Below are 25,460 nucleotides of genomic sequence, written 5' to 3'. Positions count from 1 at the left end.
CGCCTGCCTCTGCGCGGCTGGCGGGACGCTTGGCTCACGCTTCACATCGCGTACTTGGCCTGGAACTCCTCGTGGTAGATGACTTCTTCGAAGCAAAGCTTCAGGCCGTGCTTGACCATTAGTTTCTCGACGATTGCGCCGGGCGTCTCACGATGCCCTTTAGCGCGCGCCCGTACATAGGCCTCGCGCGCCTGCGCCTCTTCTTCGGCAAGCACAAGATTTTCGGCAAGCACAAGATTCATCCGTTCGCGGATATATTGCTTGAGGTTAATGTGCTCGATGTAGACCTCGCGCACGCCGACGTCCACCAGCCGGGCAAACAACCGGCCCAACAGATCTGGCCGTTCGGCAAAGTGCGGTAGCAGTGGTCCGACAAAGGCGAAGGTCGGGATGCCGGCCTCATGCAGGGCCCCGAGCGCCTTGAGGCGATGCGAACTGCGGGGTGCGCGCACCTCGAGCCAACGGCTGATCTTGTCGGTCGTTGTCACTGTTATCCCAACATCCGCCCGCGGCAAGCGCTTTAGCAGGTCGATATCCCGCACTAACAGCGGTGATTTGGTCAGGATGCGCACGATGCCGGGATAGCGCTCCTCGGCAAGCGCTGTGAGCACCCCGCGGGTCAATAGGTATCGGCGTTCGGGTCCTTGATACGGGTCGGTGACGGAGCTGAGAAGAAATGTGCCCTCGCACTTGTCGCGCGGCATGCGCCGGAGTTCCTCCCGCGCCAGTTCCACTGCGTTCTTCTTGACGCAGATGCTCGCCCCACTCCTTGACGGTTTCGCCAACCGAGCGGCCCATGAAGCTGGCATAGCAATAGGCGCAGCCAAGAATGCAGCCGGTATGGGGATTGGCCACATAGGCAATCGAGGGGATCTTCGATTTCTGAATGAGGCTTTCGGCTTCGGTTTCGACGATTTTCATGATCATGCCTCATGCCGCAGATTATCGCCGCAACAACGATGTAAGGCGGCAACGGCTGCGTTGCTGGTTCACCGGGATTTCCGCCCTAGAACATCGGATTGTTGTTTGCGCGCGTACCGGGCATTTGCATCATCGCATCCCAGTGCTCGACCAGTTTGTCATTCTCGACGCGATAGATATCGATGAACCTCCATTCGTCCCCCGCCATTTCGTAGCGGGTATGCAGAATGACGATGTCGCCGTCCGTAACCACATGTTTGAACTCGATTTTTTGTTTCTGGACTCCCTGCGAAGCAAGCATTTCTACAAGTTGCTTTACACCCTTGGGCCCATCAGCAATTGTCGGGTTGTGCTGGATAAAATCCTTGCTCAGGTATTCGTCTACGGCCGACACATCCAGATCACCGAAAATGCGCTGATAGGCGGTCATGGCGAGCTGCTTGTGGTTTGCGGTCATCGTGAAACTCCTGAATTTGGAAAACAGTATGGGCGGGGACGCCTTCGTCTGCCGCCGTGGATCGGTGACGTTTCAGCCCCAGAAGGCGTCTTCCTGCTCGGGGTTCGAGGAGAACAGCCACACTTCGACGATCTTGCCGTCGGCGATGCGCAGCAGATCAATACCGGGCTGGTTGACCTGGGCGCCTTCACGCTGGCCGGCGAACTCGATCTCGATGGCCACCAGGTCGCCATTGGCGAGATAGCGATGGGCATGGGTGATGGCGAAACTGCCGCCAGACTTGGCCATCATGGCACCCATCATGGCGCCGAATTCGGCAATGCCATTCTTGGTGCCCGAGAACTGGTTGGCGCCCGGCTGATGCCAGATAACCTGCGGGGAAAGCAGGTTGCCAAGCGTGGCCTGATCGTTGGTCTGGACGGCTTCGATGTAGCTCCGTGCGATATCGATATTGGTCATTTTCTATCTTTCATTGCCGATGTTGAAACCTGCCGCGGAGAAACCGCGCTATTCATGGAGTGGTAATAACGGGCGACGCGCCATTCCGTCGTGGTGCATACGGGCCAAAATCTGATACTTAATGGACATCGCTGCTGATTGATGAGGGCGAAACATGGCAAGGAACGCGTCAAAGGTGGATCAACTCGCGTACCGTCCGCGGGGTCGCGAGCTCGACGTCGAGGTCTTCCGCTTCACTGACTTGCGGCGCCGGGTCGCCCGCGCGGAAATCCTGGCGCTGTACCACTATACCTTTCACACCCTGATCTGCGTCACCGATGGTGCGGTGACCCAGCTGGTGGACTTTCAGCCGGTCACCTGCTCGGCCGGATCCCTCCTCGTGCTCAGGCCAGGGCAGGTTCACAGCTTTGGCAGTGATGAAGGGTGGGATGGATGGATGGTGCTGTTCCGGGCCGAATTCCTGCCATCAGAAGCGCAGACGACTGCCGATCTGTTGCCGGCTCTCGGTCTGGACCGGCTGCCGGATCATTTGTCGCTGTCGACCGCGGACTTTCATGCCGTCAGCGAGATCATCACCAGGATGCAGCTGGATGCGGCGATCGACGCGATGGCCAAGGATGTCCACGCCCTGCTGCGATACCAGCTTTGCGCACTGCTTTTACGCCTGACGATTCTGCAGGACCGGCAGGTGGGCGGTGCCGACGCGCGGAGCTTGGCTGTGCAGCGCTTCGCCAAGTTTCGCCGGCTGGTCGAGCAGAACTATGCTGGTTGGCATCAGGTATCCGCCTATGCGTCGGCTCTGGGCTGTACGGAGAAAAGCCTGACGCGAGCGGCGTTGGAGGCCACCGGCCAGAACGCCAAGAGCGTCATCACGGCTCGTATTGCCCTCGAGGCAAAACGACTCCTCGTTCACACCGACCGGCCCATTTACCTTATCGCCGAGGGCCTGGGCTTCGAGGAAGCAACCAACTTCGCCAAGTTCTTCAAGCGTGAAACGGACCGCACCCCGATTGGCTTTCGCCGGCAATACAAGGGCTAGTTATGGCTACCTTTCGGCTCCAGTAAGGGTGGCCAATATTGAAGGCGGTTCTGTCGCTGTGGCCGCCTGTTTTTCCGCGAGCAGTTCGTCAAGGATACCGTTCAGCGTGGCCAGTGGCGTACCGGTGGCGGGAAGCTGGTGGACGCTGGTGCCATCGATGTAGAGCAGCGTCGGATATGAAGATACCCGCAGGGCGCGGGTCAAGGCGAAGTCCGCTTCAGCCTGAGCTTGTGCTGCGCCACCGGTAAGCGACTGTAATACCTTGCCCTTATCGAGACCATTGCAGTGTCGACTTTCGCTAGCCTGCCTTCAAAGCTCTCTTTGGCCTGCTAGAAAATCAGAGGCAGAAGGCTCTCGCCAGCAGCGCTTTCAGTCGGCAAGGGTAGCGGCACTATTCGGCGCTAGACATCCGCTGGGATGCAGCAGGCGAGCGCGCTCGAACGTAAGTTCTCAGCTGAGAACTCACGTTGACAGGATCAGCAACCCAACGGCGCGGCGATGTAACCACCTTTTTCTCAATGGGCAGACGCAACGGCCTGCTCGTCGATATTTGCGCGGGCGTAGATCTTTCGGGCGATGGCCGCGAGCACGAGCAGCGTCACCATCCCAACTAGGCAACAGCTGGCAAAGCCTGTTGAGAACGACTGGCGGGCCGCTTCAAGCCAGGCCGGCACGACGTTCTCTTGAAGCGCTCTTGCGGTTTCGACAGCGCCACCAATCGTCGTTTTCACCGCTGCACTCTCAGTGGCATCGAGGCCTCCAACATTCACCCCGTCCATCAGCATGCGATAGATCAAGGTGCCGAGGCTGCCGAGCAATGCGATGCCGAGCGCGCCTCCGAATTCGGCACTTGTCTCCGAAATCGCCGAGGCGGAGCCCGACTTTTCCGGCGGCGCGCTTCCGACGATCAGGCCGGTTGTCGTCAGCACGACCGGCACGAAACCGACTGCGATCACCATGGTTGCGCCGAGAACCCCGAACAGGCTTTCGCAATAGGCGGCGATCGACATCAGAAACATGCCCGCGGAGTTTATCACCAAGCCCAGCAATACGGTACGGACCGGGCCGAAACGGTTGGTGAACCGATAGGCTTGCAAGGACATGACTGTGAAGACGATCGACGAGGGAACCGACCAGAGAGCCGCTTCGAGCGGTGTGAGGGCAAGCACGAACTGGAGGAACAGGTTCTGGTAGAGAAAGACGCCGAACACGAAGAACATCCCCGCAAGGTTTACCAGAAGCGAGGCCGTGAAGGCGGGCAGAGCAAAGAGCTTCAGATCGATCAGGGGATCCGGCAGGGTTTTCTGACGGCGCACGAACAGCCAGCCGACAATGAGCCCGCCGCCGATGGGCAGCAGATGACGAGTGTCAAAACCGTCTGCCGCCACATGCTTGAAGCCGTAGATGATGGGCAGCACGGTCGCGAGCGACAGCAGTACGCTCAGGAGGTCAAGCCTGGCGCCGTCCGCGCTCTTGTATTCCGGCAGCAGGATGGGAGCAGCAATCAGCAGGATGAGCATGACCGGGATGTTGATGAGAAATACCGCGCCCCAGTGGAAATATTGCAGCAGAAAGCCGCCCAGGAGCGGCCCGATCAGGCCACCGAGGGCAAAAGCCGTGCCCCAAATGCCGATGGCGCGGTTACGCTCCGCCTCGTTGCTGAACAGGTTGACGATCAACGACAAAGTTGAGGGTGCGATCGTCGCTCCGGCGATGCCGAGAAGCGCCCGCGACACGATGAGCTGTTGCGCGGTGGTAGAAAAGGCCGCGAGCGCCGAGGCGACGCCGAAGGCGGCTGCTCCGATCAGCAGCACGCGGCGGCGACCGATCCGATCTCCCAGCGTGCCCATCGTAACCAGAAAGCCGGCAACCATGAAGCCGTAGATGTCGTTGATCCAGAGGAGTTCGGAGGCCGACGGGTTGAGATCTGCGACGATCGCGGGAATGGCCAGGAACAGGATGGACAGATCCATCGAATAGATGAGGCAGGCAATCGAGAGCACGCAGACCCCGATCCACTCCCTGCGTCCGGCAAGGTTCTGGCCTGCTTTGGCACTTCCGGTATGCATGGAACTCCTCCTATAGCGGCGGCGGCAATGTGGCGCGCCAGATGATAAATGGCAACGCTCCAACCTTGTCGCGCCCGGTTGGAGATGCCCCGATCCAGCCAGATGCGGTCACGACGGGGCGGACGGCAGGATTTTCAGGTGAACCAATTCACTCCTTGAATGTTGACATGCGGGTCAGAAAAACGAGGAGGTCGGCATGCTTGACGTGCAAAAGGCCAGGCATCAGACAGTCAAAGTAGATGGGGTAGACCTGTTCTATCGCGAGGCGGGGCGCCGCGATGCGCCCGGCGTGTTGCTGCTCCATGGCCAACCCAGCTCATCCTACAGTTTTCGAGACGTCATCAGCCCCTTGGCGAGCGTAGCGCGGGTCGTTGCGCCCGATCTGCCCGGCTTCGGTTTCACGGAGGCACCTAAAGACTATGAGTACACGTTCGACGCCATGGCGCGGACGGTCGATGCCTTGACGAGGGAGATCGGGCTGGAGCGGTTCTTCCTCTACATCCACGATTTTGGAGCGCCGGTCGCCTACTATCTGGCGCTGGCACGACCCGACCGCGTGCTTGGGCTCATCATTCAGAACGGCAATGCCCATGAGGAAGGCCTCGGTCCAGTTTGGGACGCCAGCAAAGCCTATTGGGCGGAACCCACCCTGGAGAACCGCGCGAACCTGCCCGAATGGCTGAATTTCGAAGGGGTGCGGCACACATATGTCGGCGACATCCCGGATAGGCTCAAACCGCAGTTCGCGCCGGAAGGCTGGCATCTCGACTGGGAACGGATGAGCCGGCCCGGACTGGTCGAAATACAGTTTCGCATCTTCAGCGACTATGGCCGCTACGTCGCCCGCTTTCCGGAGATTTCGGCCTACCACCGCGATCATCAGCCGCCGGCGCTGCTAATCTGGGGGCGGCACGACCCGTATTTCGAGCTTGATGAGGTACTGGCTTATGCCCGCGAACTCGACCGGTTGGATATGCACATTTACGACGGGGCGCATCTTCTGCTTGAGACGCATCATCAGGAATGCGCCGCTCTTATGTGCGAGTTCATCGTAAATTCACAGAGCGCAATGCCCAAATCGACATAGCCCCACCGAGATCAAGATGGGTTCGAACCGGCCGGTTTTCGATCTTTTTCGCCCACTGGCGCACCCAGGACGGTGGCTGAGGCGGTGTTCGGCATAGGCAGCTGCATCGAGAATTTGCTTACCTCGCGGTAGGCTCCGCCCTCCCCCTGAAGTTCGCTTCCTTGACGGCCTCGCGCGCAGCGGTAACACTTGTGGTTTCGCCAGGCTCCAAAAAGATTTGGAGCCCCTGAGACAAGAGATGGACGGCGCGGCGATGCCTGTCGCATACCTGTAATAGTGTAACCTTAGGTTAGAACGGCTCCAGACTTGGGGCAAATCCTAACTTAGAGGCGAGCCAATGAACGAGCACACTTCCCAGAAGATATTCCCGACGACTCAGCTTGAAGACGCGGATGGTGATGGCCACAACACGAGCGTCAACCCGACCATGGGTGAAATCATCGGCAAGCGTTTCTCGCGCCGGAATTTTCTGCAGGGTTCGCTCGCCGTCTCGGCTATCGCGGCCACGGTCAGCCCCGTCGCCCTGATGAGCGCCGACGAGGCCCGTGCCCAGGACAAGAGCGGGTCCGCCTTCAAGTTCACCGAAGTGGAAGCCGGCGTTGATGCCAGCCACCACGTGGCCGATGGTTATGACGCCGACATCCTTCTGCGCTGGGGCGATGCCGTCCTGCCCGGCGCGCCGAAATTCGATCCGACCAAGCAGACGGCCGATGCGCAGAGCAAGCAGTTCGGCTACAACAACGACTATGTCGGCTACATTCCGCTCGAAGGTTCGAGCGAGCACGGCCTGCTCGTCGTCAATCACGAATACACCAACCCGCACCTGATGTTCCCAGGCCTCGTCAAGGTCGTGGATGGCAAGATCAAGCAGGGCACGCTCAGCAAGGAGCAGGTGGATGTCGAAATGGCGGCCCATGGCGGCACCATCGTCGAAATCCGCAAGGCCGGCGGCAAGTGGCAGGTCGTCACCGACGGCAAATACAATCGCCGTATCACTGCCAACACGCCGATGGAAATTACCGGCCCGGCCGCCGGCAACGACCGCCTGAAAACCAATGTCGATGCGACTGGCACGCGCGCCATCGGCACGATCAACAACTGCGCCGGCGGCGTCACGCCGTGGGGCACCTACGTCATGGCGGAAGAGAATTTCCATGGCTATTTCTCCGGTAAGCTGCCGGAAGGCCACAAAGAGGCCGCCAACTACAAGCGTTACGGCGTTCCGGAAGGCAGCTACGAGTGGGCCAATTTCTACGACCGCTACGATCTCGCCAAGGAGCCGAACGAGCCGAACCGCTTCGGCTGGATCGTCGAGGTTGATGTCATGGACCCGGCCTCCACGCCGAAAAAGCGCACCGCGCTCGGCCGGACCAAGCACGAGGGCGCCGAATCGATCGTCGCGAAGAACGGCAAGGTCGTCTTCTATCTCGGCGACGACGAACGGTTCGACTATGTCTACAAGTTCGTGACTGAAGGCACGTTCAAGCCGAACGACCGCGCGGCCAACATGAACCTGCTCGACAACGGAACGCTTTACGTCGCCAAGTTCAATGAGGACGGCACCATGCAGTGGCTGCCGATGGTCCACGGCCAGGGACCGCTGACCGCCGCCAACGGATTTAACAGCCAGGCGGACGTGTTGATCGAATGTCGGCGCGCGGGCGACGTGCTCGGTGCCACGAAAATGGACCGGCCGGAGGACGTCCAGCCGAACGGCGTCAACGGCAAGGTCTACGTGATGCTGACCAACAACACCCGCCGCAAGGCCGACCAGGTCAATGCCGCCAATCCGCGCGCAGAAAACGCCTTTGGCCACATCATCGAGATTGCCGAAAACGACGGCGATTTCACCGCGACCTCCGGCAAGTGGGAAGTGCTTCTGAAGTGCGGCGATCCTTCCGTTGCGGCGGTCGGCGCGACCTTCTCCACCGAGACCACCAAGAATGGCTGGTTCGGCATGCCGGATAACTGCGCCGTCGATTCCGCCGGCCGGCTCTGGGTCTCGACCGACGGCAACAACAACAAGGCGACCGGCCGAACGGACGGTCTCTGGGCCGTCGATACGGAAGGTGAAGCCCGCGCCACGTCCAAGCTCTTCTTCCGCGTTCCCGTCGGTGCTGAGATGTGCGGCCCGCTCTTCACACCAGATGACCAAACGGCTTTCGTCGCCGTCCAGCATCCGGCCGATGGCGGCGAGGACTGGCCTGGCCATGGCCGTCCGTCCTACTACGAGGACCTTTCCACCCGCTGGCCGGACTTCAAGCCCGACATGCCAGTGCGACCTGCAGTCGTTGCGATCACCAAGGTGGGCGGCGGCAAGATTGCCGTCTGACACTATCAACGCGGCGTCAGCCGCAACGAGGGCGGCAGCGAGGCTGCCGCCCGGCTGTGAATGCCGGCCGGGGCGGGTGCATCACCCCGGCTCGCAGCAGACGGAGGTTATCCGCCTTACGAAGCTAGAGAGTTCATCCGCGGTAATCCAAAGGGGTCAGGACAAAATTGAAATCGGAGCGCCAGATCGTCGCTTCATCGGTCCGCTCGAAGGGAGCGATCAGGCTGTCTTTCACCCCAAAGACCGCGTCCGACTCCAGATAAGGATCGTCGCCGACAAACGTGTGGGTGACGAGCTTCTGGTATCCCTCCGCAGTGATCAGATAATGGGTATGGGCAGGGCGATATGGGTGGCGGCCCAGCGATCTCAACATCTGGCCGACCGGGCCGTCATCGGGGATCGGGTAGGAAACCGGCTTGATGCCGACGAAACTATAGGCGCCGTCGGCGCCCGTCACGAAAACCCCGCGATTATTCCATTTCGGCTGAATGTCCGGCTGCTGGACGTCGTAGAACCCATCGGAATTGTCCGACCAGACATCGATCCGCGCACCCTCGACAGGGTGGCCGTCAAGATCCAGCACGCAGCCGATGAAAAGACAACTCTCGCCCCTGCCGTCCAGAGAGATCGTCTCTCCCATCTGGCGCACTGGCGCTCCTTCGACGTGAAACGGCCCGAATACAGTGTTTTCGGTTGCCCCTTCCGGCCGGCGATTGTTGATGGCGTCGACCAGCATGGAAAAACCCAAGGCGTCGCTCAGCAGGATGAATTCCTGCCGCTCGTCGTGACAAAGATGGCCTGTCCGGGTGAGGAAGCTGATTGCCGTCTCCCACTCCTGCTGGGTAAGGCTGACATCCTTTGCAAAGGCATGCAAATGCGTGACAAGCGACGCCATGACCTCGGCCAGTCGTGGCGCTATATCCTGGGCCGTGCGTGCGTTGACCGCTTCTGCGGATTTTTCCTCGCTGAAATATCGAGACATTGAAACTCCTCCGAATGCGTTATTGCGGCCGCACGCCCTCCCAGGCGTTTTGCAGCAGGGCGCGAATCGCCTGGCGCTCTATGGGACGCGGGTTCCAGTACGGGTTGCGGGTGGCCAGATCAGCTGCACGGTCGAGATCTGCTTCCTTCATACCGAGATCTCGCAACGCGGTAGGCGCGTTGATCGACGCTGCAAAGTCGTAGAGACCGGCTCCCAGTGAGCCCCCGAAGAGATCGGCCGCCGACTTCAGTTCATCTGCCGCTGCATGGGCGTTGTAGGCGGCGGAATGCGGAAGCACGATCGCATGGGTTTCTGAATGCGGCAGGTCGAAGCTGCCACCCAGCGTGTGGCAGAGTTTGTGGTGCAGGGCCATGCCAACGGTGCCGAGCACCGTTCCGCAAAGCCATGCTCCATAGAGTGCGTCCCCGCGCGCGCCGAGATCTTGCGGTTCGTTCAGAACCCGTGGCAATGCCCGCTTCAGAGCGCGCAGACCTTCCATTGCCATCATCGAGGAGATCGGATTGCGATCCCGTGCGTAGAGACCTTCTACGGCATGGGCCATCGCATTGAGGCCGCTGCTCACGCTCATGGCGACCGGCAATCCGACGGTCAATTCGGGGTCGTAAATGACGACCTCGGGCAGTATGCTGGCGGCCCGGACGGTCGTCTTTTCACCGTTTTCCGTCTGGCCGAGGATCGGCGTCACTTCCGAGCCGGCATAAGTCGTCGCTACCACGATCTGAGGCGCATCGTTGCGATAGGCGATCGCTTTCCCGAGCCCGACCGTCGATCCGCCCCCGAAGGAAACGACGCAATCGGCTCCGGCGGCACGATAAGTTGCCATCGCCCGCTCGGTCACATCGACCGGCGTGTGCATCGTGGCATCGGTAAACAGGCCGGCCGAAAGCGGGCCGAGGACGGCGGCAATACCTTCGGCTTCCGCACTTTGATGTGGGGTGGACAGGATCAGGGCGCGCTTGCAGCCCTGCCCCGTGATTGCGTCGGCGAGTTGGCCAAGCGAACCGGGCCCGAAAATGACCCTTGCCGGACCGATATTGTATTGGAAGGACGCTACCACACCCATCAACTCCGTCTTCGTTGCGCCATGTTCAACGATCGAGTTTGAACAGCGAAAGTGCATTGGTCCTGCCGATCTTCAGGCGATCTGCCTCCGAGATCGTGGTGCTATCAAACCAGTCGGCGGCGTGGTCGATATTCTCGAACGGCCAGTCGGTCGAGAACAGAATCCTGTCGGCACCGATTTCCAGCATGGCGTCGATCAGCGACTGGGTGCGGAAATTCCCCGACGTGGTGATGTAGAAGTTCTCGTTGAAATAATCTGCTATGCGGCGCTTGGCGGGATAGCTCTTTTCGACCTTGACCCAAGCATTTCGGTTGTCGATCCGCCACATCATATAGGGCAGTCCCTCGCCCATGTGACCGACAATGATGCGCAGGCCGGGATGCTCGTCAAAGAGGCCTGATCCCATGAGCCGCAGCGCATGCACAGCGGTTTCCTGTGCGAAGGCCCAGGTCGGGCCCATCAGCCACGAGTGGCCGGCATAGATCCGGCTATCCTGCGGCAGCGGGTTGCGCGGGTGGAGATAGAAAGGAACGTTGAGCTTCTCCATCTCCGCCCAGAACGGACGGTATTGCGGCAGGTCGTAGTAAAGCGGGGTCGAGCCGTCGCCTTCCTGCGAAAACCCGTTCACCAGCGCGCCGACGAAGCCCATCGTCGTCACGCAGCGTTGCAGTTCCCGTATCGCCGCATCCGGATCCTGCAGGGGCAGCGCCGCAAAACCCAGAAAGCGCTTGGGGTTCTTGAGGCATTGCTCCGCCAGGAAGTCATTGGCGCGGCGGGAGATTTCCAGAGCCTTGGCCTTGTCCGGGATAGCCTGCACAGCCGGAGCGTTCAGGGAAAGGATCATCTTGTCGATGCCGTGGGCGTCCATCAGCCGCAGGCGCTTGTCCTGTATGTCCAGAAGGCGGGCCGATAGTTCCGTCCAGTAGTCTCCGGGCACGAAACCTGCCGAATCCTGCAGCGTGTCGGGAATGGCGAAGTGTTCTTCAAGCGCTATTTTGCCTTGCACGATACTCTCTCTTTCCTGTCTCAAATCTAGAATGGACGTGTACGGATCAGTACTGACCCTTGGGCGGCAGGCCTAAGAGATGCTGGCCGACCATGGTCCCGACGGCGTCCCAGTTCATCGAAATGTGGCGTCCGACGGCATTCGCATCCCGCCATGCCCGCTGGACGGGATTAGACATTTGAAGACCGAGACCACCCGTGGAGGCGTTCAAGGCTTCGACCGCCTGAAGGGACAGGCTGACGGCGAAGGACTGCGTGCGCCGCGCCAGAATCCTGTCTTCCTCGGTGATCTCGACCGTGCCGTTTTCGCGTTCCTGCGCCAGCCGCTGTGCCCTCGCCACGTCACGCAGCATGATCTCGCGTGCTGCATCGATAGATGCAGATGCCTCTGCCACCCTCAGCTGGATAGTCGGAAACTCGGCGATCTTGTTGTTGCCCCCGGCGACCGCGCCGCGCGTGATCCGCGTGCCCATATGGTCGAGATAGCTTGTCAACGCACCTTTCGCGGCACCGATGGCGGCGCTGCCGAGGCAAAACGGAATCCCCATGAGGAGCGGAATGTTGAAAAGGCCGATGCCCTCGTATCCCCGTCCGCCCGGCGTTCTGCCCGCAGTCGCATCCGGGAAGGCCAGGATACGGTGCTCGGGTACGTAGACGTCTTTCAGGATCAGGCTCTTGGAACCGGTACCGGCCAGACCGACGACGTCCCAGGTCTCGGCGATCGTGTAGTCGCTTGCAGGCACCAGGAGAAAGGACGGGACGGCGCGCTCTCCCTCGATTTTTGGCGGGATGATGGCAGCGCACAATGCCCACTGCGCATTTTCGCAACCGCTCGCAAAGGCCCAGTCGCCGGAAAGGCGAAATCCGCCCTCCACCCGCTCCGCCATGCGCGTCGGCGCATAAGAACCGCATACAAGTGCATCGGGGTTCGTGCCCCAGACTTCCTGCTGAACCCGTTCGTCGAACATCGCAAGAAGCCACTGATGCGCGGAGAGAAGTCCCGCGACCCAGCCGGTCGAGGCGCAAGCCGATGACAGCTCGATATTGGCATCGACAAGCTCTGCAAAGGAGCCCTGGTCGCCGCCGAAACGGCCCGGCTTGACAATATCGAAATACCCGACGCCGCGCAGCAGGTCGATATTGCGGGCAGGCACACGCCCCGCCTTCTCGGTATCACGGGCAGCGGCGCGGATCTCATCAAGAACCGGCGCGATGCGCTGGGCAAGACATGGCTTTTCTGCCCGCATCGAAGCGGGAAACAAGGCTGCTGTACTGTTCATGGAACTGCCCTCAGTTATGGGAGGTAAAAGGCGCGTGCTGTGGCGCGCAATAATTCGAGTTTTCGTACATTAACGGGGTGGTATCGTTGGAAAGACGGGTGTCTATCACTTGGCCGATGAAGATCGTATGCGTTCCATAGGGAACGGCACCCATGCGACGGCAAATCACGGCGGCATGGGCCGAATCCAGGACCATCATACCCCGTTCGTGGCGAACCCAATCGGCCGCTTCGAACCGGCGTTCCGGAGCGATCTTTCCGCTGAACCCTTCCGATACGGAAACCTGTTCGTGCGTCAAAACGCTGACGGCAAATTCCGGCACTTCCAGCAGCATGTCGTGCAGGTAAGTGCGGTTGTTCAGGCAGATGATCAGCGACGGCGGATCCATGGAAAGCGATGTCACCGCCGTTGCGGTCATGCCGTGGTCGGCTCCGTTACGGCAGGCGGATATCACGGTAACCGTCGCCGGAAACCTGCGCATGGTCGCGCGAAACGCATCGCTGATAGGCGGAATTGCCGGTATAGGGCCGGCGGCAGCTGTGGCAGACATGAGTTCCTCCCGAGTCTCCTTGGCGTTAAATTATTGCAAACGCAACTATTGTCAATACAAATTTTAGACTGCGGGCAATTTCTCGTTCAATGCTGATCCTTTTTGCGAAGTGATCCAGCGGCTCGTGTTGTCATTTGGGCCATTTAGGTGCATGTCGGAACAAGCCGCGGTCAACCGCACACGAGATTTCGCCAGCAGACTGAGACATGTACAAACTTACCGATTCAGTTCCCTACCTGCTCAATCGTGCGGGCGTGCGGATCGCCGAGGTCTTCTCACAACGAATTGCCGAGAACGATCTCAGCGTCGCCATGTATCGAGTCCTGGCAATGTTGAGGGAGCGCAAGGAAAGTACGCTTGGGGACCTTGCCGACGTCGTCTCGGTTGAAATCTCCACCCTCTCGCGGCTTGTCGGCACGCTGGCGAAACGCAAGCTGGTCTCGAGAACCCGTCCCGAGGACAATGGCCGGATCGTCATCGTTCGGTTGACCCCACAGGGAGAGGCACTGACCGAAAAGCTGATGCCGCTTGCCATGGAACTCGAGGCCACGGCTGTGCAGGGCATGTCCAAAGAAGAGGTCACCGCCCTGAAAAGTGCGTTGAAGCGGATGCACAGCAATCTGCCGGCCATGTCCGGTAAAGGGAAAACCAGCGACCAATAACTTTTGCACTTGCAAATATTTTATCTGCAAGTATCTAATGGCGCGTCAATCGTTGTCCTGGCATCATCTCTCTTCGGGATGAGGGTCCGGTGTGGGAGGAAACACGCCGACGACGATCCGGAGGATTTGTACATGGATCGATGCTGGCCTGCCGATGGCGGGAGCGTACTTCCTGTACTCAAATGTGTGGGGAGGAAAAATGACCATACAAGATGTCGCTATCACCAAGGCACGCGTCCGCAGCCCGAACATGATCATCGCCCTATGCGGCCTGTTGATCCTTTTCGATGGCTATGACCTTATCGTTTATGGTGCGGTTGCACCTTCGCTGCTTCGGGAGGCAAGCTGGGCTTTGACCCCTGGCATGGTCGGAAGAGCCGCGTCAATCACCCTGTTCGGCATGCTGCTCGGCGCCCTGATTGCCGGAACCCTTGCCGACAGGATCGGCCGCCGCAAGGTCATAATCGGGAGCCTCTTGAGCTTTTCGGTGATGATGATCGGCAGCGGTTTGGCTCCGAGCTTCCTGATTTTCGAAGGAACCCGTTTTCTCGCCGGTCTTGGTCTGGGCGCGCTGTTTCCGACGGTAACTGCCTTGATCATCGAGTTCTCCCCGCCCAAGCGGAAAGCCATGGCCTACTCGACGGCGCTTCTCGGTTATCTCGCCGGCGGCATTATCTCGGGCATTCTCGGCATTATGCTGATCGAGACTTACGGTTGGCGCGTGCTGATGTTCATCGGCGGCGCACCGATACTGCTTCTTCCGCTGTTCCTGCGCGTCCTTCCGGAATCGCCGGAATGGCTGGCGACCAAGAACCGCCAGGCAGAAGCCAATCGGATAGCTGATCAGTATGGGTTGCCCAATCCTAATCCAAGGCCTGCTGCTCTGCGTCAGGTAGGCATCAAGTCGCTGTTTTCCGAAGGCCGCCTGTTGCCGACATTGAACGCCTGGGGCATCCACTTCTGTTCGCTTCTGCTCACATTTGGCATGGTGAACTGGCTGCCGACCATCATGAACAAGATGGGTTACGACCTCGGTTCCGCCCTTCTCTTCTCCGTCACGCTCAATCTTGGTGCGGCAGTCGGTCTGCTGATCGGCGCGAGAATTGCCGATCTTGGCAACGTCAAGATGGTTGTGGCGGGAATGTTCCTCCTCGGCGCATGCTCGATCTGGATGTTGACCCAGGTAGGCCAGGGCCTTCAGGTCTACGGTCTGGTCGCGCTGGCTGGAACCGGAACGATTGGAACGCAGATTCTGGCCAACGTCCTGGTCGGAAATCTCTACCCGGTCGAAATTCGCGGTACCGGCCTTGGCTTTTCGCTGGGTATCGGTCGCGTCGGGGGGATGATCGGGCCCGCCATCGGCGGTGCCGTCCTGGGAGCAGGACTTGCACCGCAATGGAACTTCTACATCTTCGCGACCGTCGGTGCGGTGGGCTGCGTTCTGGCTCTGGCGACACTGCTGTACAAGAAAAAGACTGTTTGAACTCTCGCCCGGGCCTCGGCAGGTCAAGGCATCCTATTCTGCAGGTATTGAACCCAAGAATGTAGGAGGCGGCTTCTCAAAAGCCGCCTCCTACTCTTGTTGTCCTGGCAGAGGCTCGGCTTCAATTCCACTGACGCCAACCCTGTCGATCCTGTTCGATCGCTAGAAAGCCAGTTGCACCTTCATCGACCGGGTTCTGTCGCCGGCAGTCTCAAAAGCCTCCACGGCATTTTCGACCGGGAAGATGCCAGTGAGCAGCGGCTTCAGATCGACGCGCCGCTTGCCGATCAGGTCCACGGCGAGACCGAATTCCTCGTGGAAACGGAAAGTGCCCTTCATTTCGATTTCCTTGGCGACCACGATGTTCTGCGGGATGGAGACGTCGCCGCCGAGCCCGAGCTGGACCACCGTGGAGCGGGGCCGGAGCACTTCCAGGCCGGCGCGGACGGCACGTTCGTTGCCGGAAGCCTCAAACTGTACGTCGAAATAACCCTTGTTTGCGGAATAGGCCGCAAGCTGTTCCGGATTGCTGGCGACGTCGATGACCCGATCGGCGCCGACCGCCAGCGCCTTGTCGAGGACCGCGCCAATGACGTCGGTCGCGACGATCTCTCTGGCACCATGGGCACGGGCAGCGATGATCGCCAGCGCACCGATCGGACCGCAGCCGGTCACAAGAACCCGCTTGTCAGCGAGCGACCCGGCGCGTGCCACCGCATGCAGCGTTACCGCGAACGGCTCCGCCATCGCCGCTTCGTTGATCGAGACGCCGTCAGCTACCCTGTGGCACTGCCACTGCTCTGCAACCAGACGCTGGCGGAATGCGCCCTGGATGTGCGGCATGGGCATGGCGCTGCCGTAGAAGCGCATGTTCAGGCAATGGTTCTGCTGCCCCTTCAGGCAATAGTCGCAGGCGTTGCAGGGACGGCTCGGCGACACCGCCACCCGGTCGCCGACGGCCAGTCCGGAAACGCCCGACCCCAATGCCTTGATCGTTCCTGCAACCTCGTGGCCGAGGATCATCGGCTCGCGCACGCGCACCGTACCGAAGCCGCCGTGATTGTAATAATGCAGGTCGGAACCGCAGATGCCGCCGGCCTCGATGGCCACCTCCACCTGTCCGAGGCCGAGCGCCTCGACCTCCCGTTCCTCTATGCGCAGATCCTTGGCGGCATGAATGACGACGGCTTTCATGGGCTTGTCCTCAGAGAACGGGGGTTGGCAAGCTGGCGCCGGCAAAGTGGGCGGCGAGATTGTCGCGCACCAGCTTGCCCATGGCCTTGCGGGTCTCGATCGTCCCGGACGCATGGTGCGGCTGCACCAGGACGTTGCCGAGTTCGAGGAAACGCGGATTGAGCTTCGGCTCGGCTTCGAAGACATCGAGTGCCGCAGATCCAAGCGCTCCGCTTTCGAGTGCGGCGAGCAGTGCTTCCTCGTCGATGTTGGAGGCGCGCGAGATGTTGATGAGCATGCCTTCGGGCCCGAGTGCTTCGATCACGTTCTTCGAAACGATATGGCGCGTGACAGTCGAGGCCGCCAGCGTCACGAACAGGAAGTCAGAATGCCGGGCAAGTTCAACCGGATCGGCGATGAAAGTCATGCCTTCCGCATAAGGTTTTGCGGCAACGTCGCTATAAGCGATGTCCATGTCGAAGCCCTTGAGGCGTTTGGCGACTTCGAAGCCGATACGGCCAAGGCCGAGAACCCCGGCCTTGCGGCCCCAGACTCGGCGCTTTAACGGATAGAGACCCTTTGTCCCCCAGCTTCCGTCCCTCACCCATGTCTCTGCGCCGATCATGCCGCGCGATTGGACCAGCATCATTGCCACGCCAAGGTCGGCCACGTCATTGGTCAGCACGTCCGGCGTATTGGTCACGCGGATGCCGCGCGCCCGGCAGGCGTCGAGATTGACTGCGTCATAGCCGACACCATAGACCGAGACGATCTCCAGCTTCGGCAGCCTGGCGATCAGTTCGGCGGAGGCGCCTAGCTCACCCCGCGTGGCGATGGCGCGAATGCCGTCCGCATGATCCTGAACAAATGCATCGCGGTCTTCAGCCTCGTAGAGCTTGCGCACGTTGTACTGCGCTTCCAGCTCGACGAGATCCCATTCCGGGTAAGGCCCGACGAGCAGGATGTCCGGCTTGGCCATTGGTTTCCTCCATTGTGATGTAGATGATGGTTTGTCGCTGCCCGTGCGCGGGCTTCCCTAGAGGCAGGTTGTGATGCCGCCGTCGACATAGAGCGTGTGCCCGTTCACAAAGGAGGAAGCCTTGCCGGCGAGAAACACCGCTGCCCCGACGAGCTCTTCGACATCGCCCCAGCGGGCTGCCGGTGTGCGTTTCTCAAGCCAGGACGAGAATTCCGGGTTATCGACCAACGCCTGGTTCAAGGGTGTCTTGAAGTAGCCGGGTGCAATCGCGTTGATTTGCAGGCCGTGTTTTGCCCAATCCGCGCACATGCCGCGGGTCAGGTTCTTCACCGCGCCTTTGGTGGCCGTGTAGGGAGCGATGCCCGGGCGTGCCAGCTCGCTCTGCACCGAGGCGATGTTGATGATCTTCCCCTGCCCTCGGCCGATCATGTGGCGCGCCACTGCCTGGCCGACATAAAAGACACTGGAGACGTTGGTCTTCATGAGCTGCTCCCAGCGGTCGATGGGGAAATCCTCGAGCGGGCTGCGGAACTGCATCCCGGCATTGTTGACGAGGATGTCGATCGCCCCGATCCCGTGCTCGATAGCCTCAACACCGCGTTTGACGGCATCGGGATCGGTAACGTCGAAGTCGGCCGCCCTCGCCTCGTAGCCTTCATTCTGCAGGCTATCGACGGCGACTTGAAGCTTCACGGGGTCGCGGCCGTTCAGCACGACCGAAGCCCCATGCTGCGCAAGCCCCCGCGCAATCGCCAGCCCAATGCCCTGCGACGAACCTGTCACCAACGCACGCCGGCCGGTCAGATCAAATAATGGGAAGGTCATTCAAACCTCTTTCCGAAAAGAAAGTCCGTCGCTTTGCGTGACAATCGCGACCGGGCTCAGATATCAACGACCAGGCCCTTGGCCTTCAGCACCGGCTCCAGCTTGCTGACCTCGATCACCGACTTGCCCTGCTTGTAGGCAGCGATATAGCCGGCTTCGGCATCCTCGCGGGCCTGCGAAAGCACGGCGGCCTCTTGTGCTTCAGCGCGGCGGACAACGACCAGTCCGTCGGCATCGCCAACGATGATGTCGCCCGGATTGATCGTCTCGCCACCGACGATGATCGTGTCGTTCACCGCCGCAATGGTTTCCTTGACGGTACCCTTGATGCAGACGCTCAGGGAGAAGACCGGAAAGCCGAGGTCCCTCAGCTGCAGCGTGTCGCGCACGCCCGTATCGGTCACCAGGCCGCCGATGCCCTTTGCCAGGCAAGCATTGGCAAGTACGTCGCCGAACGAGCCGGCCTCTTCGTATTCGCCGGCGGACACGACAATGATATCACCCGGCTTGGCATAGTTGATCGCGAGCTGAAGCATGATGTTGTCACGCGGCGCGCATTTCACCGTGAATGCCGGTCCGCACAGCTTCATCCGGTAGTCCACCGGCTTCAGGCGTGAGGAGAGTGCTCCGCGGCGTCCCTGCGCTTCGTGGATGGTCGCCGGCGAAAATTTGGAAAGTGCGTCGATGTCGGCTTTGCTCGGCCGTTCGGCGATGTCTTTAATGTGGATCATGGAAACCTCCCACGGTTAGGTCGACGGCGGGCACGTCCCGCCGCCTGCAGTCTTCGATGATTTGCAATTGGATGGAGTACCCGGACCAAAGGCCTCAGGGGATCGGGTCGAACTTCAGTTCGGAGAGCGGCACGACCTTGTCGTTGCGCGTCATCTTGTATTCGGTATTCGGGCCGAGCCACTTGTCCCAGATCTTGTTGAGGTCACCGGACGTGTCGAGCTTGCGGAGCACCTCGTTGATCTTGGTCGTCAGCGCCGGATTGTCCTTTGCCATGCCGATCCCGATAGGCTGGAACAGCATCGGATCCTCGATCATCCGCATTTCCTTGCCCTTGGTCTTGGATTCGTTGACGAATTTTGTCGTCGTCATCGTATTCGCCACCATACCACGCGCCTTGCCCTGCTGGACGGCAAGATAGGCGGATGCGGTATCCTGGAAGGTCAGCGGATCGGACTTGTTGAGCTTGATCGACATTTCCGAAGTCGAGCCCTTGGTCGAGGCGATACGCTGGCCTTCGTAATCGACCTTCTTTTTGCCGGGATCATCGGCCGGAACGATCAGCATTTCCTTGGCAAGGTAGTAGGGATCGCTGAACTGGATCTGCTCTGCGCGGCTCAGCGTATAGGCCAGATTGGCAACCGTGATGTCGACGCGGCCGAGCTTGACTTCCGGCACGCGCGCTTCGACCGAGACCGGCTTGATTTCGGCCTTGACGCCCAGTTCCTTGGCGATCGCATTGCAGAGATCGACGTCGAAGCCGGCCATCTCGCGGGTCTTCGGATCGGGTGCCGCGAAAGGCACCACGTCGGCAAACGTTGCGCAGCGAAGCGTCTTGGCCGACATGATCGTGTCGAGTTGATCCGCCTTTGCCGGCAAGGCCGCCGAGGCACCTGCCAGCACGGCGGTAAGAGTTGCGTATTTCCAGTTCATTGCTGTTCTCCTTTGTTATTGGTGGTGAGTGTCAATGGCGCAGATCGGCGAGGAACCGCTGAGCACGGGGATGGCGGGGGGTCTTGAAAAACTCGTCGGGCGGGGCCTTTTCGAGGATCTGTCCCGCATCGATGAACCAGATGCGGTCGGCGACATCGCGGGCGAAGCCCATTTCATGCGTAACGCAGATCATGGTCATGCCTTCCGATGCCAGGCTCTTCATGACCGCCAGCACCTCGCCGACCATTTCCGGATCGAGCGCGCTGGTCGGCTCGTCGAACAGCATGACCGGCGGCTCCATGGCGAGTGCGCGCGCTATCGCCACCCGCTGTTGCTGCCCGCCCGACAGCTGGCCGGGATAAGCCCGCGCCTTGTCGGCGAGCCCAACGCGATCGAGAAGCTTCAGCGCCTTCTCATGGGCGACATTTGCCGCCACGCCCTTCACGCGGATCGGCGACATCGACACATTTTCGACCACGGAGAGATGCGGGAACAGGTTGAAGTTCTGGAACACGAAACCGATCCGGCTGCGCAGCAGGTTGAGTTCCCTCGTCCGCATTGCCGCATGAATGTTCTGACCATCCAGGGTGATCGATCCGCTGTTGATCTCCTCAAGACGGTTGATCGTACGGATCAGTGTGGATTTCCCCGAACCGGAAGGTCCGCAGATCACCACGACCTCGCCTCGGGCAACTTCGGCGTCAATGTTCTTGAGGACCGGATAATCGCCATAGCTCTTGCAGACGTCCGAAAGGTGGATTGTCTGCAACTGCTGGGTCTGTGCGGCTGAGGTGCTCATAGCTGCTCCGATATGATTTTGGCCGGCACGAGTGCCACCGGCGCTGCGCCGCCGGAAAGACCCGCGCGGCGGCGCGTGATGCGGCGCTCGACTATGTTGGCGACATGCGTCAGGCTCCAGCAGATCGCGTAGTAGACGACCGCGAGGATGAAGAAGACCTGGAAGGGCTGGGTCAGAAGCTGGTTGTTGACCTGGCTGGCCGCAAAAGTGAGGTCCGGGACGTTGATGACATATCCGAGCGTCGTGTCCTTTATCGTCGAGACGAAGGTCGAGATGATGCTCGGGATCATGTTGTAGAGCGCCTGCGGAAGGATGATGAAGCGCATCGCTCCGAGAGAGCTGTGCCCGAGGGCACGGGCGGCATCCATCTGGCCGCTGCCGAGCGCGACAATGCCGGCGCGTACGACCTCGCTCAGGAAGGCGCCCTGGTAAACGACGAGCGTAGTCAGCATCGTCACGAAGCTCGGAACGTCTGCGCCTGTCCAGAGCGGCACGAGGAAGTAACTCCAGAGGATAAGCATCAGGAGCGGCACACCGCGGGTTATATAGACGAGTGCGGTGACCGGCCACCGCAGCAGTCGCCATTTCGAAAGTCGCGCGAGTGCCAGCAGGATGGCGACCGGGAAGGCGAGCATGATGCTGAGCGCCGACAGGATCAGCGTGTTTGCAAGCCCGCCGAGCGGGCCGTTCGGATATTGACCGATCAGCAGCAGAAGCCAGTAGTCCTGGATGATGGCGATGACATCGTTGATCATCCGCGCGCACTCCGGACTGGATCGGCGCGCATCGAAAGATAGGCGCCGGCGCCCATGATCAGGAGCGAGAAGAACAGGTAAAGAACCGTGCCGACGAGGTAGATTTCGAAGGTGCGGAAGCTCAGGTTTTCGACTTCCTTCACGGCGTGCGTCAGCTCGGACGCACCGATGACGATGGCGAGACTGCTGTTCTTGAACAGGGAAACACTGTGGTTGATGAGCGGAGGAAGTGCATTGCGCACGCCCTGGGGCATGATTACGAAGCGCATCGCCGAGACATAGCTGTGACCGAGGGCTTTTGCGGCTTCCATCTGGCCCGGGCTTACGGAGCGAAGGCCGGACCGCAGGTCCTCGCTGAAATAGGCCGCCTGGCACAGGCCGAGGCCGATGACGGCGAAGATCGTTTCGGCATTGTGGGCCGCAAGCCAGGAGGTCAGGCCTGGCGGGAACAGGGTGAATATGCCGAAATACCACAGCATCAGCTGCACGAGGGTCGGCACGTTGCGATGGTAGGAGACGTAGGCGGCCACGGCCCTGTCGCCAAAGCGGAGCGGCGAAAACCGGATGCACAGAAGCAGCAGCGCGAGGGTCATGGCCAGCAGCCACGACCCGATATAGATGACAAAGGTCATCTCGATGCCGTGCAAGAGCATCGCGGTATATTCGGGGTTCCTCAGGATAGCCGAGAGATCGAACCCGTTCACCGCCCCGGCTCCCTGGAACTGTCCGGACCTGCGGAAGCCGGCTGCGGCCGGGCTGTCTGCAGGCCGCCCATGACCTGCAATGTCGGCGTGATTTCCATATGCCCGATATTGACGGCCACCGGCGCGGCGATCGCGAATGCTATGGCTTCGGCGATATCGGCTGCCTGAGGCAGCTCGAAACCATCGATGAACCGTTCGCGAATACTGGGATCGTCGCCGTGCACGTGATTGAAAATGTCCGTCGCGACGCGCCCAGGGCAGATTTCCGTCACCCGCACGCGCTTGCCGAAGGCATCGATGCGCAGCTGGTTCGACAGCATGGCGACGCCGGCTTTCACTGCGTGATAGATGGAGTTGCCGCCGAAATTGTAGTTGCCGGCGATCGAAGAAATGTTGATGACATGGCCCCGATCGCGGGCGACCATTCCCGGCACGATCAAACGGCAAATGTGCAGGACGGCACGGAGATTGACATCAACGAGAAGGTCGATATCGCTCTCGTCCGCTTCCAGGAATTTCTTCGGCCGGTCGACGCCGGCATTGTTGACGAGGATATCGAACTCGATACGGCCGGCGAGTTCGGCGAGTGCCGGACGATCGGTGACATCGATGACATGAGCGATGCAGCCCGTGCGTTTGGCCAGATCCTGCAGAGCATCGCCGCTGCGGGCGATCGCGTGGACCTCGATATTCTCACGCCGAAGCCGCTCCACCACAGCGGCGCCAATACCGGAGGAAGCGCCGGTAACCAGTGCGGTCTTGTAATCGGAGAATGGCATTCGGATCCCCTTGTTGTTGTCGCCGACAGTAGCGAACCTTTAATCTCTTGCCTAAGACCGATTATTTGTGGAGCAATAAGCAACGGCTATGGAGGCTCGGCTCAGCAATGTCGGCAGGTGACCATCACCCGGCGAGATCGCAGTCAGCGGCGTTGCAAAAGAAGATCGCGTCTGCAAACATACGTCTGCTCAAGACAAAAAGAAAAAGATCCGAATGGACATCAGACGCCTCAAATCCTTCATCGTGATCGTCGACAGCGGCAGCATCACGCGCGCTGCCGACCTGCTGCATATCGCGCAGCCCGCGCTCAGCCAGCAGCTGGCGGCGCTGGAGGAGCATTTCGGTCAGAAGCTGCTGATCCGCAGCCAGCAGGGCGTCAGCATGACCGATGCGGGGCATGCGGTGTACCGCCATGCGCAGATCATTCTTCGCCAGATGGAACAGGCGCAGGCGGACGCTTCCGCTGCCGGCAACTCACTTGCCGGGCGCGTTTCCGTGGGGCTCGTGCCGTTCAGCAGTGCCGCGACGCTGTCCGTCGACCTGCTGGCCGAAACGCGCAGGCGCCATCCCGGCATCCTGCTCCATCTCACGGAAAGCGTCGGCCAGACCTACAGTCAGATGATCATGAACGGCCGTCTGGAAATGGCGCTGATCCACGGGGCCGGGCCGATCAAGGGCGTACGGTTCGAGCCGATCCTGAGCGAGGAGTTCTATCTCGTCGCCCACCGCGATTTTGCAATCGAAGCGGACAACAAGCCCATTCCGGTTACCGCTCTCGACGGCTTGCCGCTTCTGATGCCGCCCGCTTACAACTTCGTTCGCCGTGCGGTCGACACCGCGTTCACGCGCAGCCGGATCAACCTGAAAGTCGTGGCGGAGGTTGAAATCGTCAGGACATTGGCGCGCGCCGTGGGCAGCGGTCTCGGAGCGACCATCATGCCGAAAGCCATCGCCGACCGTATCGTGACGGAATCAGGCGAACCGCTGATCTGTCGGCTCGTTTCCCCGCGGATCGAGGAAACCCTGTCGCTCTGCATTGCCGAACAGAACTCGCTGTCCGAGCCGGCATTGGCGGTCAAGAATATCCTTCTCGAGCTGACCGCGCGGCTGAGAGCATAGGGCGAGTTCCGGCATGACGCATGCCGCGCCAAATCATCGATGACACGTCAACGCATGTCCCTACAGAACTGGGCAATCCGCGCGCATCCCTCGTCCAGCATTTCCATGCTCGTTGCGTAAGAAATGCGGAAATGGGGGCTCATGCCGTAAGCTGCGCCTTGCACCGTCGCCACATGATGTTCGTCCACGAGAGCCATGACGAAATCGATGTCGGTCTCGATCTTCCGCCCGCCCTTGCTGGTCTTGCCGATCAAGCTGGACATGTTGGGATAGAGGTAGAACGCGCCCTCGGGCTTGTGGCAACGCAATCCCTCCACCTGCGACAGGCGGTCGAGGACGAAATCGCGCCTCTCGCGATAGATCGCAGCCCGCTCCTTCAGGAGATCCTGAGGCCCGTCCAGAGCCGCGATGGCCGCCGCCTGCGTCACCGTGCTGATGCCACCGCCGTTCTGCCCGTTGACGTTGCTGATCGCACCAATGAGTTCCTTGGAGCCGCTGGCGCAGAAGCCGAGCCGCCAGCCGGTCATGGCGTAAGCCTTCGAGACGCCGTTCATGGTCAGGACACGATCATAGAGCCGGGGTTCCGCGTCGACGATGGTGCAGAATTCGAAACCGTCATAGACCAGATGTTCGTAGATATCGTCAGTCAGGATCCACACGTCTGGATGGCGCAGCATGACCTGCGCGATGGCCGCCATTTCCGCGCGAGAGCAGGCCGCACCGGTCGGATTATTGGGAAAATTCAGGATCAGCCATTTGGTACGCGGCGTGATCGCGGCCTCCAGATCCTCCGGACGCAACTTGAAGCCGGCCTGCTCGAAACAGGGTACCGCCACCGGAACGCCACCGGCGAACTTGACGATATCGGCATAGCTGACCCAGGAGGGCGTTGGAATGACAACTTCGTCGCCGGGATTGCAGGTGGCAAGCATCGTGTTGAAGATCACCTGCTTGCCGCCGGCTGAAACGACGATCTGACTGGCATCATAGTCCAGATTGTTGTCCCGCTTGAACTTCCTGCTGATCGCCGCCTTGAGCGCCGGCGTGCCGTCCATCGGCGGATATTTCGTATCACCGCCGAGTGCTGCGGCATGGGCCGCCTCGATGGCATGCAGCGGCGTCGGGAAGTCCGGCTCCCCGGAAGACAGGCTGACAACCTTGATACCCTTTGCGGCCAGTTCCCGGGCGCGTTGGGTCATGGCAGCGGAGGCGGATATGGAGACGTTTTTCAGGCGATCGGCTGTAGAAGACATC

Annotated in this window: 26 protein-coding genes; 6 read left to right on the top strand and 20 right to left on the bottom strand. The window is 60.4% G+C overall.

What is annotated here, in order from left to right; genetic code table 11:
- Positions 1-41 precede the first annotated feature (41 nt).
- From ACSQ3G_RS25945 to ACSQ3G_RS25935, 3 genes are all read right to left on the bottom strand, one after another.
- On the bottom strand, positions 42-704 hold the full coding sequence (locus ACSQ3G_RS25945; RefSeq protein WP_436112285.1) for an SPL family radical SAM protein: 663 nt from the start codon (positions 702-704) through the stop codon (positions 42-44).
- A gap of 302 nt (positions 705-1,006) precedes the next feature.
- A complete protein-coding gene (locus ACSQ3G_RS25940) occupies positions 1,007-1,378 on the bottom strand; it encodes a nuclear transport factor 2 family protein (RefSeq protein ID WP_436112284.1) in 372 nt (123 codons plus the stop codon).
- Positions 1,379-1,450: 72 nt separating this feature from the next.
- The gene (locus ACSQ3G_RS25935) at positions 1,451-1,837 is read right to left on the bottom strand and encodes a nuclear transport factor 2 family protein (protein WP_436112283.1); all 387 of its coding nucleotides are present in this window, start codon (positions 1,835-1,837) and stop codon (positions 1,451-1,453) included.
- Between the two features lie 154 nt (positions 1,838-1,991).
- Here ACSQ3G_RS25935 and ACSQ3G_RS25930 point away from each other — a divergent pair, with 154 nt between their 5' ends.
- Entirely contained in the window at positions 1,992-2,876 is an 885-nt protein-coding gene (locus tag ACSQ3G_RS25930) for an AraC family transcriptional regulator (RefSeq protein WP_436112282.1), read from the top strand.
- Positions 2,877-2,882: 6 nt separating this feature from the next.
- Here ACSQ3G_RS25930 and ACSQ3G_RS25925 read toward each other — a convergent pair whose 3' ends face one another.
- The gene (locus ACSQ3G_RS25925) at positions 2,883-3,080 is read right to left on the bottom strand and encodes a hypothetical protein (RefSeq protein WP_436112281.1); all 198 of its coding nucleotides are present in this window, start codon (positions 3,078-3,080) and stop codon (positions 2,883-2,885) included.
- Positions 3,081-3,391: 311 nt separating this feature from the next.
- Positions 3,392-4,945 carry an MFS transporter gene (locus ACSQ3G_RS25920; protein WP_436112280.1) on the bottom strand — a complete coding sequence of 518 codons (1,554 nt, stop codon included), beginning with the start codon at positions 4,943-4,945 and terminating at the stop codon, positions 3,392-3,394.
- A gap of 196 nt (positions 4,946-5,141) precedes the next feature.
- Here ACSQ3G_RS25920 and ACSQ3G_RS25915 point away from each other — a divergent pair, with 196 nt between their 5' ends.
- Together ACSQ3G_RS25915 and ACSQ3G_RS25910 are read left to right on the top strand one after the other, a co-directional pair.
- A complete protein-coding gene (locus ACSQ3G_RS25915) occupies positions 5,142-6,032 on the top strand; it encodes an alpha/beta fold hydrolase (RefSeq protein ID WP_436112279.1) in 891 nt (296 codons plus the stop codon).
- 337 nt (positions 6,033-6,369) lie between these two features.
- On the top strand, positions 6,370-8,364 hold the full coding sequence (locus ACSQ3G_RS25910) for a PhoX family protein (RefSeq protein ID WP_436112278.1): 1,995 nt from the start codon (positions 6,370-6,372) through the stop codon (positions 8,362-8,364).
- A gap of 133 nt (positions 8,365-8,497) precedes the next feature.
- On the opposite strand, the gene ACSQ3G_RS25905 is transcribed toward ACSQ3G_RS25910, so the two are convergent.
- The 5 genes from ACSQ3G_RS25905 to ACSQ3G_RS25885 are packed head-to-tail and all read right to left on the bottom strand — an operon-like array spanning position 8,498 to position 13,265.
- Positions 8,498-9,346 (bottom strand): dioxygenase family protein, encoded by an 849-nt coding sequence (locus ACSQ3G_RS25905; protein ID WP_436112277.1) that lies wholly within the window; start codon positions 9,344-9,346, stop codon positions 8,498-8,500.
- Between the two features lie 19 nt (positions 9,347-9,365).
- Positions 9,366-10,430 carry a maleylacetate reductase gene (locus tag ACSQ3G_RS25900; protein ID WP_436112276.1) on the bottom strand — a complete coding sequence of 355 codons (1,065 nt, stop codon included), beginning with the start codon at positions 10,428-10,430 and terminating at the stop codon, positions 9,366-9,368.
- A 25-nt stretch (positions 10,431-10,455) separates the two neighbouring features.
- On the bottom strand, positions 10,456-11,436 hold the full coding sequence (gene tsdA, locus ACSQ3G_RS25895; protein ID WP_436112275.1) for a gamma-resorcylate decarboxylase: 981 nt from the start codon (positions 11,434-11,436) through the stop codon (positions 10,456-10,458).
- Positions 11,437-11,482: 46 nt separating this feature from the next.
- Entirely contained in the window at positions 11,483-12,715 is a 1,233-nt protein-coding gene (locus ACSQ3G_RS25890; RefSeq protein ID WP_436112274.1) for a flavin-dependent monooxygenase, read from the bottom strand.
- 10 nt (positions 12,716-12,725) lie between these two features.
- Positions 12,726-13,265, bottom strand: a complete 540-nt coding sequence (locus tag ACSQ3G_RS25885) for a flavin reductase family protein (protein WP_105439967.1) — start codon at positions 13,263-13,265, stop codon at positions 12,726-12,728.
- Positions 13,266-13,471: 206 nt separating this feature from the next.
- Between ACSQ3G_RS25885 and ACSQ3G_RS25880 the strand changes: the two genes are divergently transcribed.
- Both ACSQ3G_RS25880 and ACSQ3G_RS25875 read left to right on the top strand, forming a co-directional pair.
- Positions 13,472-13,927, top strand: coding sequence for a MarR family winged helix-turn-helix transcriptional regulator (locus ACSQ3G_RS25880; RefSeq protein ID WP_046627575.1), 456 nt, complete (start codon positions 13,472-13,474; stop codon positions 13,925-13,927).
- A 199-nt stretch (positions 13,928-14,126) separates the two neighbouring features.
- Positions 14,127-15,410 carry an MFS transporter gene (locus ACSQ3G_RS25875; protein ID WP_436112273.1) on the top strand — a complete coding sequence of 428 codons (1,284 nt, stop codon included), beginning with the start codon at positions 14,127-14,129 and terminating at the stop codon, positions 15,408-15,410.
- Between the two features lie 162 nt (positions 15,411-15,572).
- On the opposite strand, the gene ACSQ3G_RS25870 is transcribed toward ACSQ3G_RS25875, so the two are convergent.
- The 9 genes from ACSQ3G_RS25870 to ACSQ3G_RS25830 form a co-directional block, all read right to left on the bottom strand.
- Positions 15,573-16,604: an L-idonate 5-dehydrogenase gene (locus ACSQ3G_RS25870; RefSeq protein ID WP_436112272.1), complete on the bottom strand. Its 1,032-nt coding sequence runs from the start codon at positions 16,602-16,604 to the stop codon at positions 15,573-15,575.
- A gap of 10 nt (positions 16,605-16,614) precedes the next feature.
- Positions 16,615-17,562 (bottom strand): 2-hydroxyacid dehydrogenase, encoded by a 948-nt coding sequence (locus tag ACSQ3G_RS25865; RefSeq protein WP_436112271.1) that lies wholly within the window; start codon positions 17,560-17,562, stop codon positions 16,615-16,617.
- A gap of 57 nt (positions 17,563-17,619) precedes the next feature.
- Positions 17,620-18,387: an SDR family oxidoreductase gene (locus ACSQ3G_RS25860; protein ID WP_436112270.1), complete on the bottom strand. Its 768-nt coding sequence runs from the start codon at positions 18,385-18,387 to the stop codon at positions 17,620-17,622.
- Between the two features lie 56 nt (positions 18,388-18,443).
- A complete protein-coding gene (locus tag ACSQ3G_RS25855; RefSeq protein WP_436112269.1) occupies positions 18,444-19,118 on the bottom strand; it encodes a 4-carboxy-4-hydroxy-2-oxoadipate aldolase/oxaloacetate decarboxylase in 675 nt (224 codons plus the stop codon).
- 94 nt (positions 19,119-19,212) lie between these two features.
- Complete coding sequence (locus tag ACSQ3G_RS25850; RefSeq protein ID WP_105403330.1) at positions 19,213-20,049, bottom strand: ABC transporter substrate-binding protein; 837 nt, start codon at positions 20,047-20,049, stop codon at positions 19,213-19,215.
- Between the two features lie 31 nt (positions 20,050-20,080).
- On the bottom strand, positions 20,081-20,848 hold the full coding sequence (locus ACSQ3G_RS25845; RefSeq protein ID WP_436112268.1) for an amino acid ABC transporter ATP-binding protein: 768 nt from the start codon (positions 20,846-20,848) through the stop codon (positions 20,081-20,083).
- Positions 20,845-21,603, bottom strand: a complete 759-nt coding sequence (locus ACSQ3G_RS25840) for an amino acid ABC transporter permease (RefSeq protein WP_046638172.1) — start codon at positions 21,601-21,603, stop codon at positions 20,845-20,847. The genes ACSQ3G_RS25845 and ACSQ3G_RS25840 overlap by 4 nt, the downstream gene beginning before the upstream one ends.
- Entirely contained in the window at positions 21,600-22,307 is a 708-nt protein-coding gene (locus ACSQ3G_RS25835; RefSeq protein ID WP_436112267.1) for an amino acid ABC transporter permease, read from the bottom strand. Before ACSQ3G_RS25835 ends, ACSQ3G_RS25840 begins: the two co-directional genes overlap by 4 nt.
- Positions 22,304-23,086 (bottom strand): SDR family oxidoreductase, encoded by a 783-nt coding sequence (locus ACSQ3G_RS25830; RefSeq protein WP_436112266.1) that lies wholly within the window; start codon positions 23,084-23,086, stop codon positions 22,304-22,306. Before ACSQ3G_RS25830 ends, ACSQ3G_RS25835 begins: the two co-directional genes overlap by 4 nt.
- 214 nt (positions 23,087-23,300) lie before the next feature.
- On the opposite strand from ACSQ3G_RS25830, the gene nac reads away from it, so the two are divergent.
- Positions 23,301-24,206: a nitrogen assimilation transcriptional regulator NAC gene (nac, locus tag ACSQ3G_RS25825; protein WP_436112265.1), complete on the top strand. Its 906-nt coding sequence runs from the start codon at positions 23,301-23,303 to the stop codon at positions 24,204-24,206.
- Positions 24,207-24,253: 47 nt separating this feature from the next.
- Here the strand turns inward: nac and ACSQ3G_RS25820 are convergent, their stop codons facing one another.
- Positions 24,254-25,459 (bottom strand): pyridoxal phosphate-dependent aminotransferase, encoded by a 1,206-nt coding sequence (locus tag ACSQ3G_RS25820; protein WP_436112264.1) that lies wholly within the window; start codon positions 25,457-25,459, stop codon positions 24,254-24,256.
- Between the last annotated feature and the right edge of the window lies 1 nt (position 25,460).

It is taken from the genome of Neorhizobium tomejilense (genome assembly GCF_964254135.1).
GTDB lineage: Bacteria > Pseudomonadota > Alphaproteobacteria > Rhizobiales > Rhizobiaceae > Neorhizobium > Neorhizobium tomejilense.
This window is presented reverse-complemented; position numbering and strand designations above follow the sequence as displayed.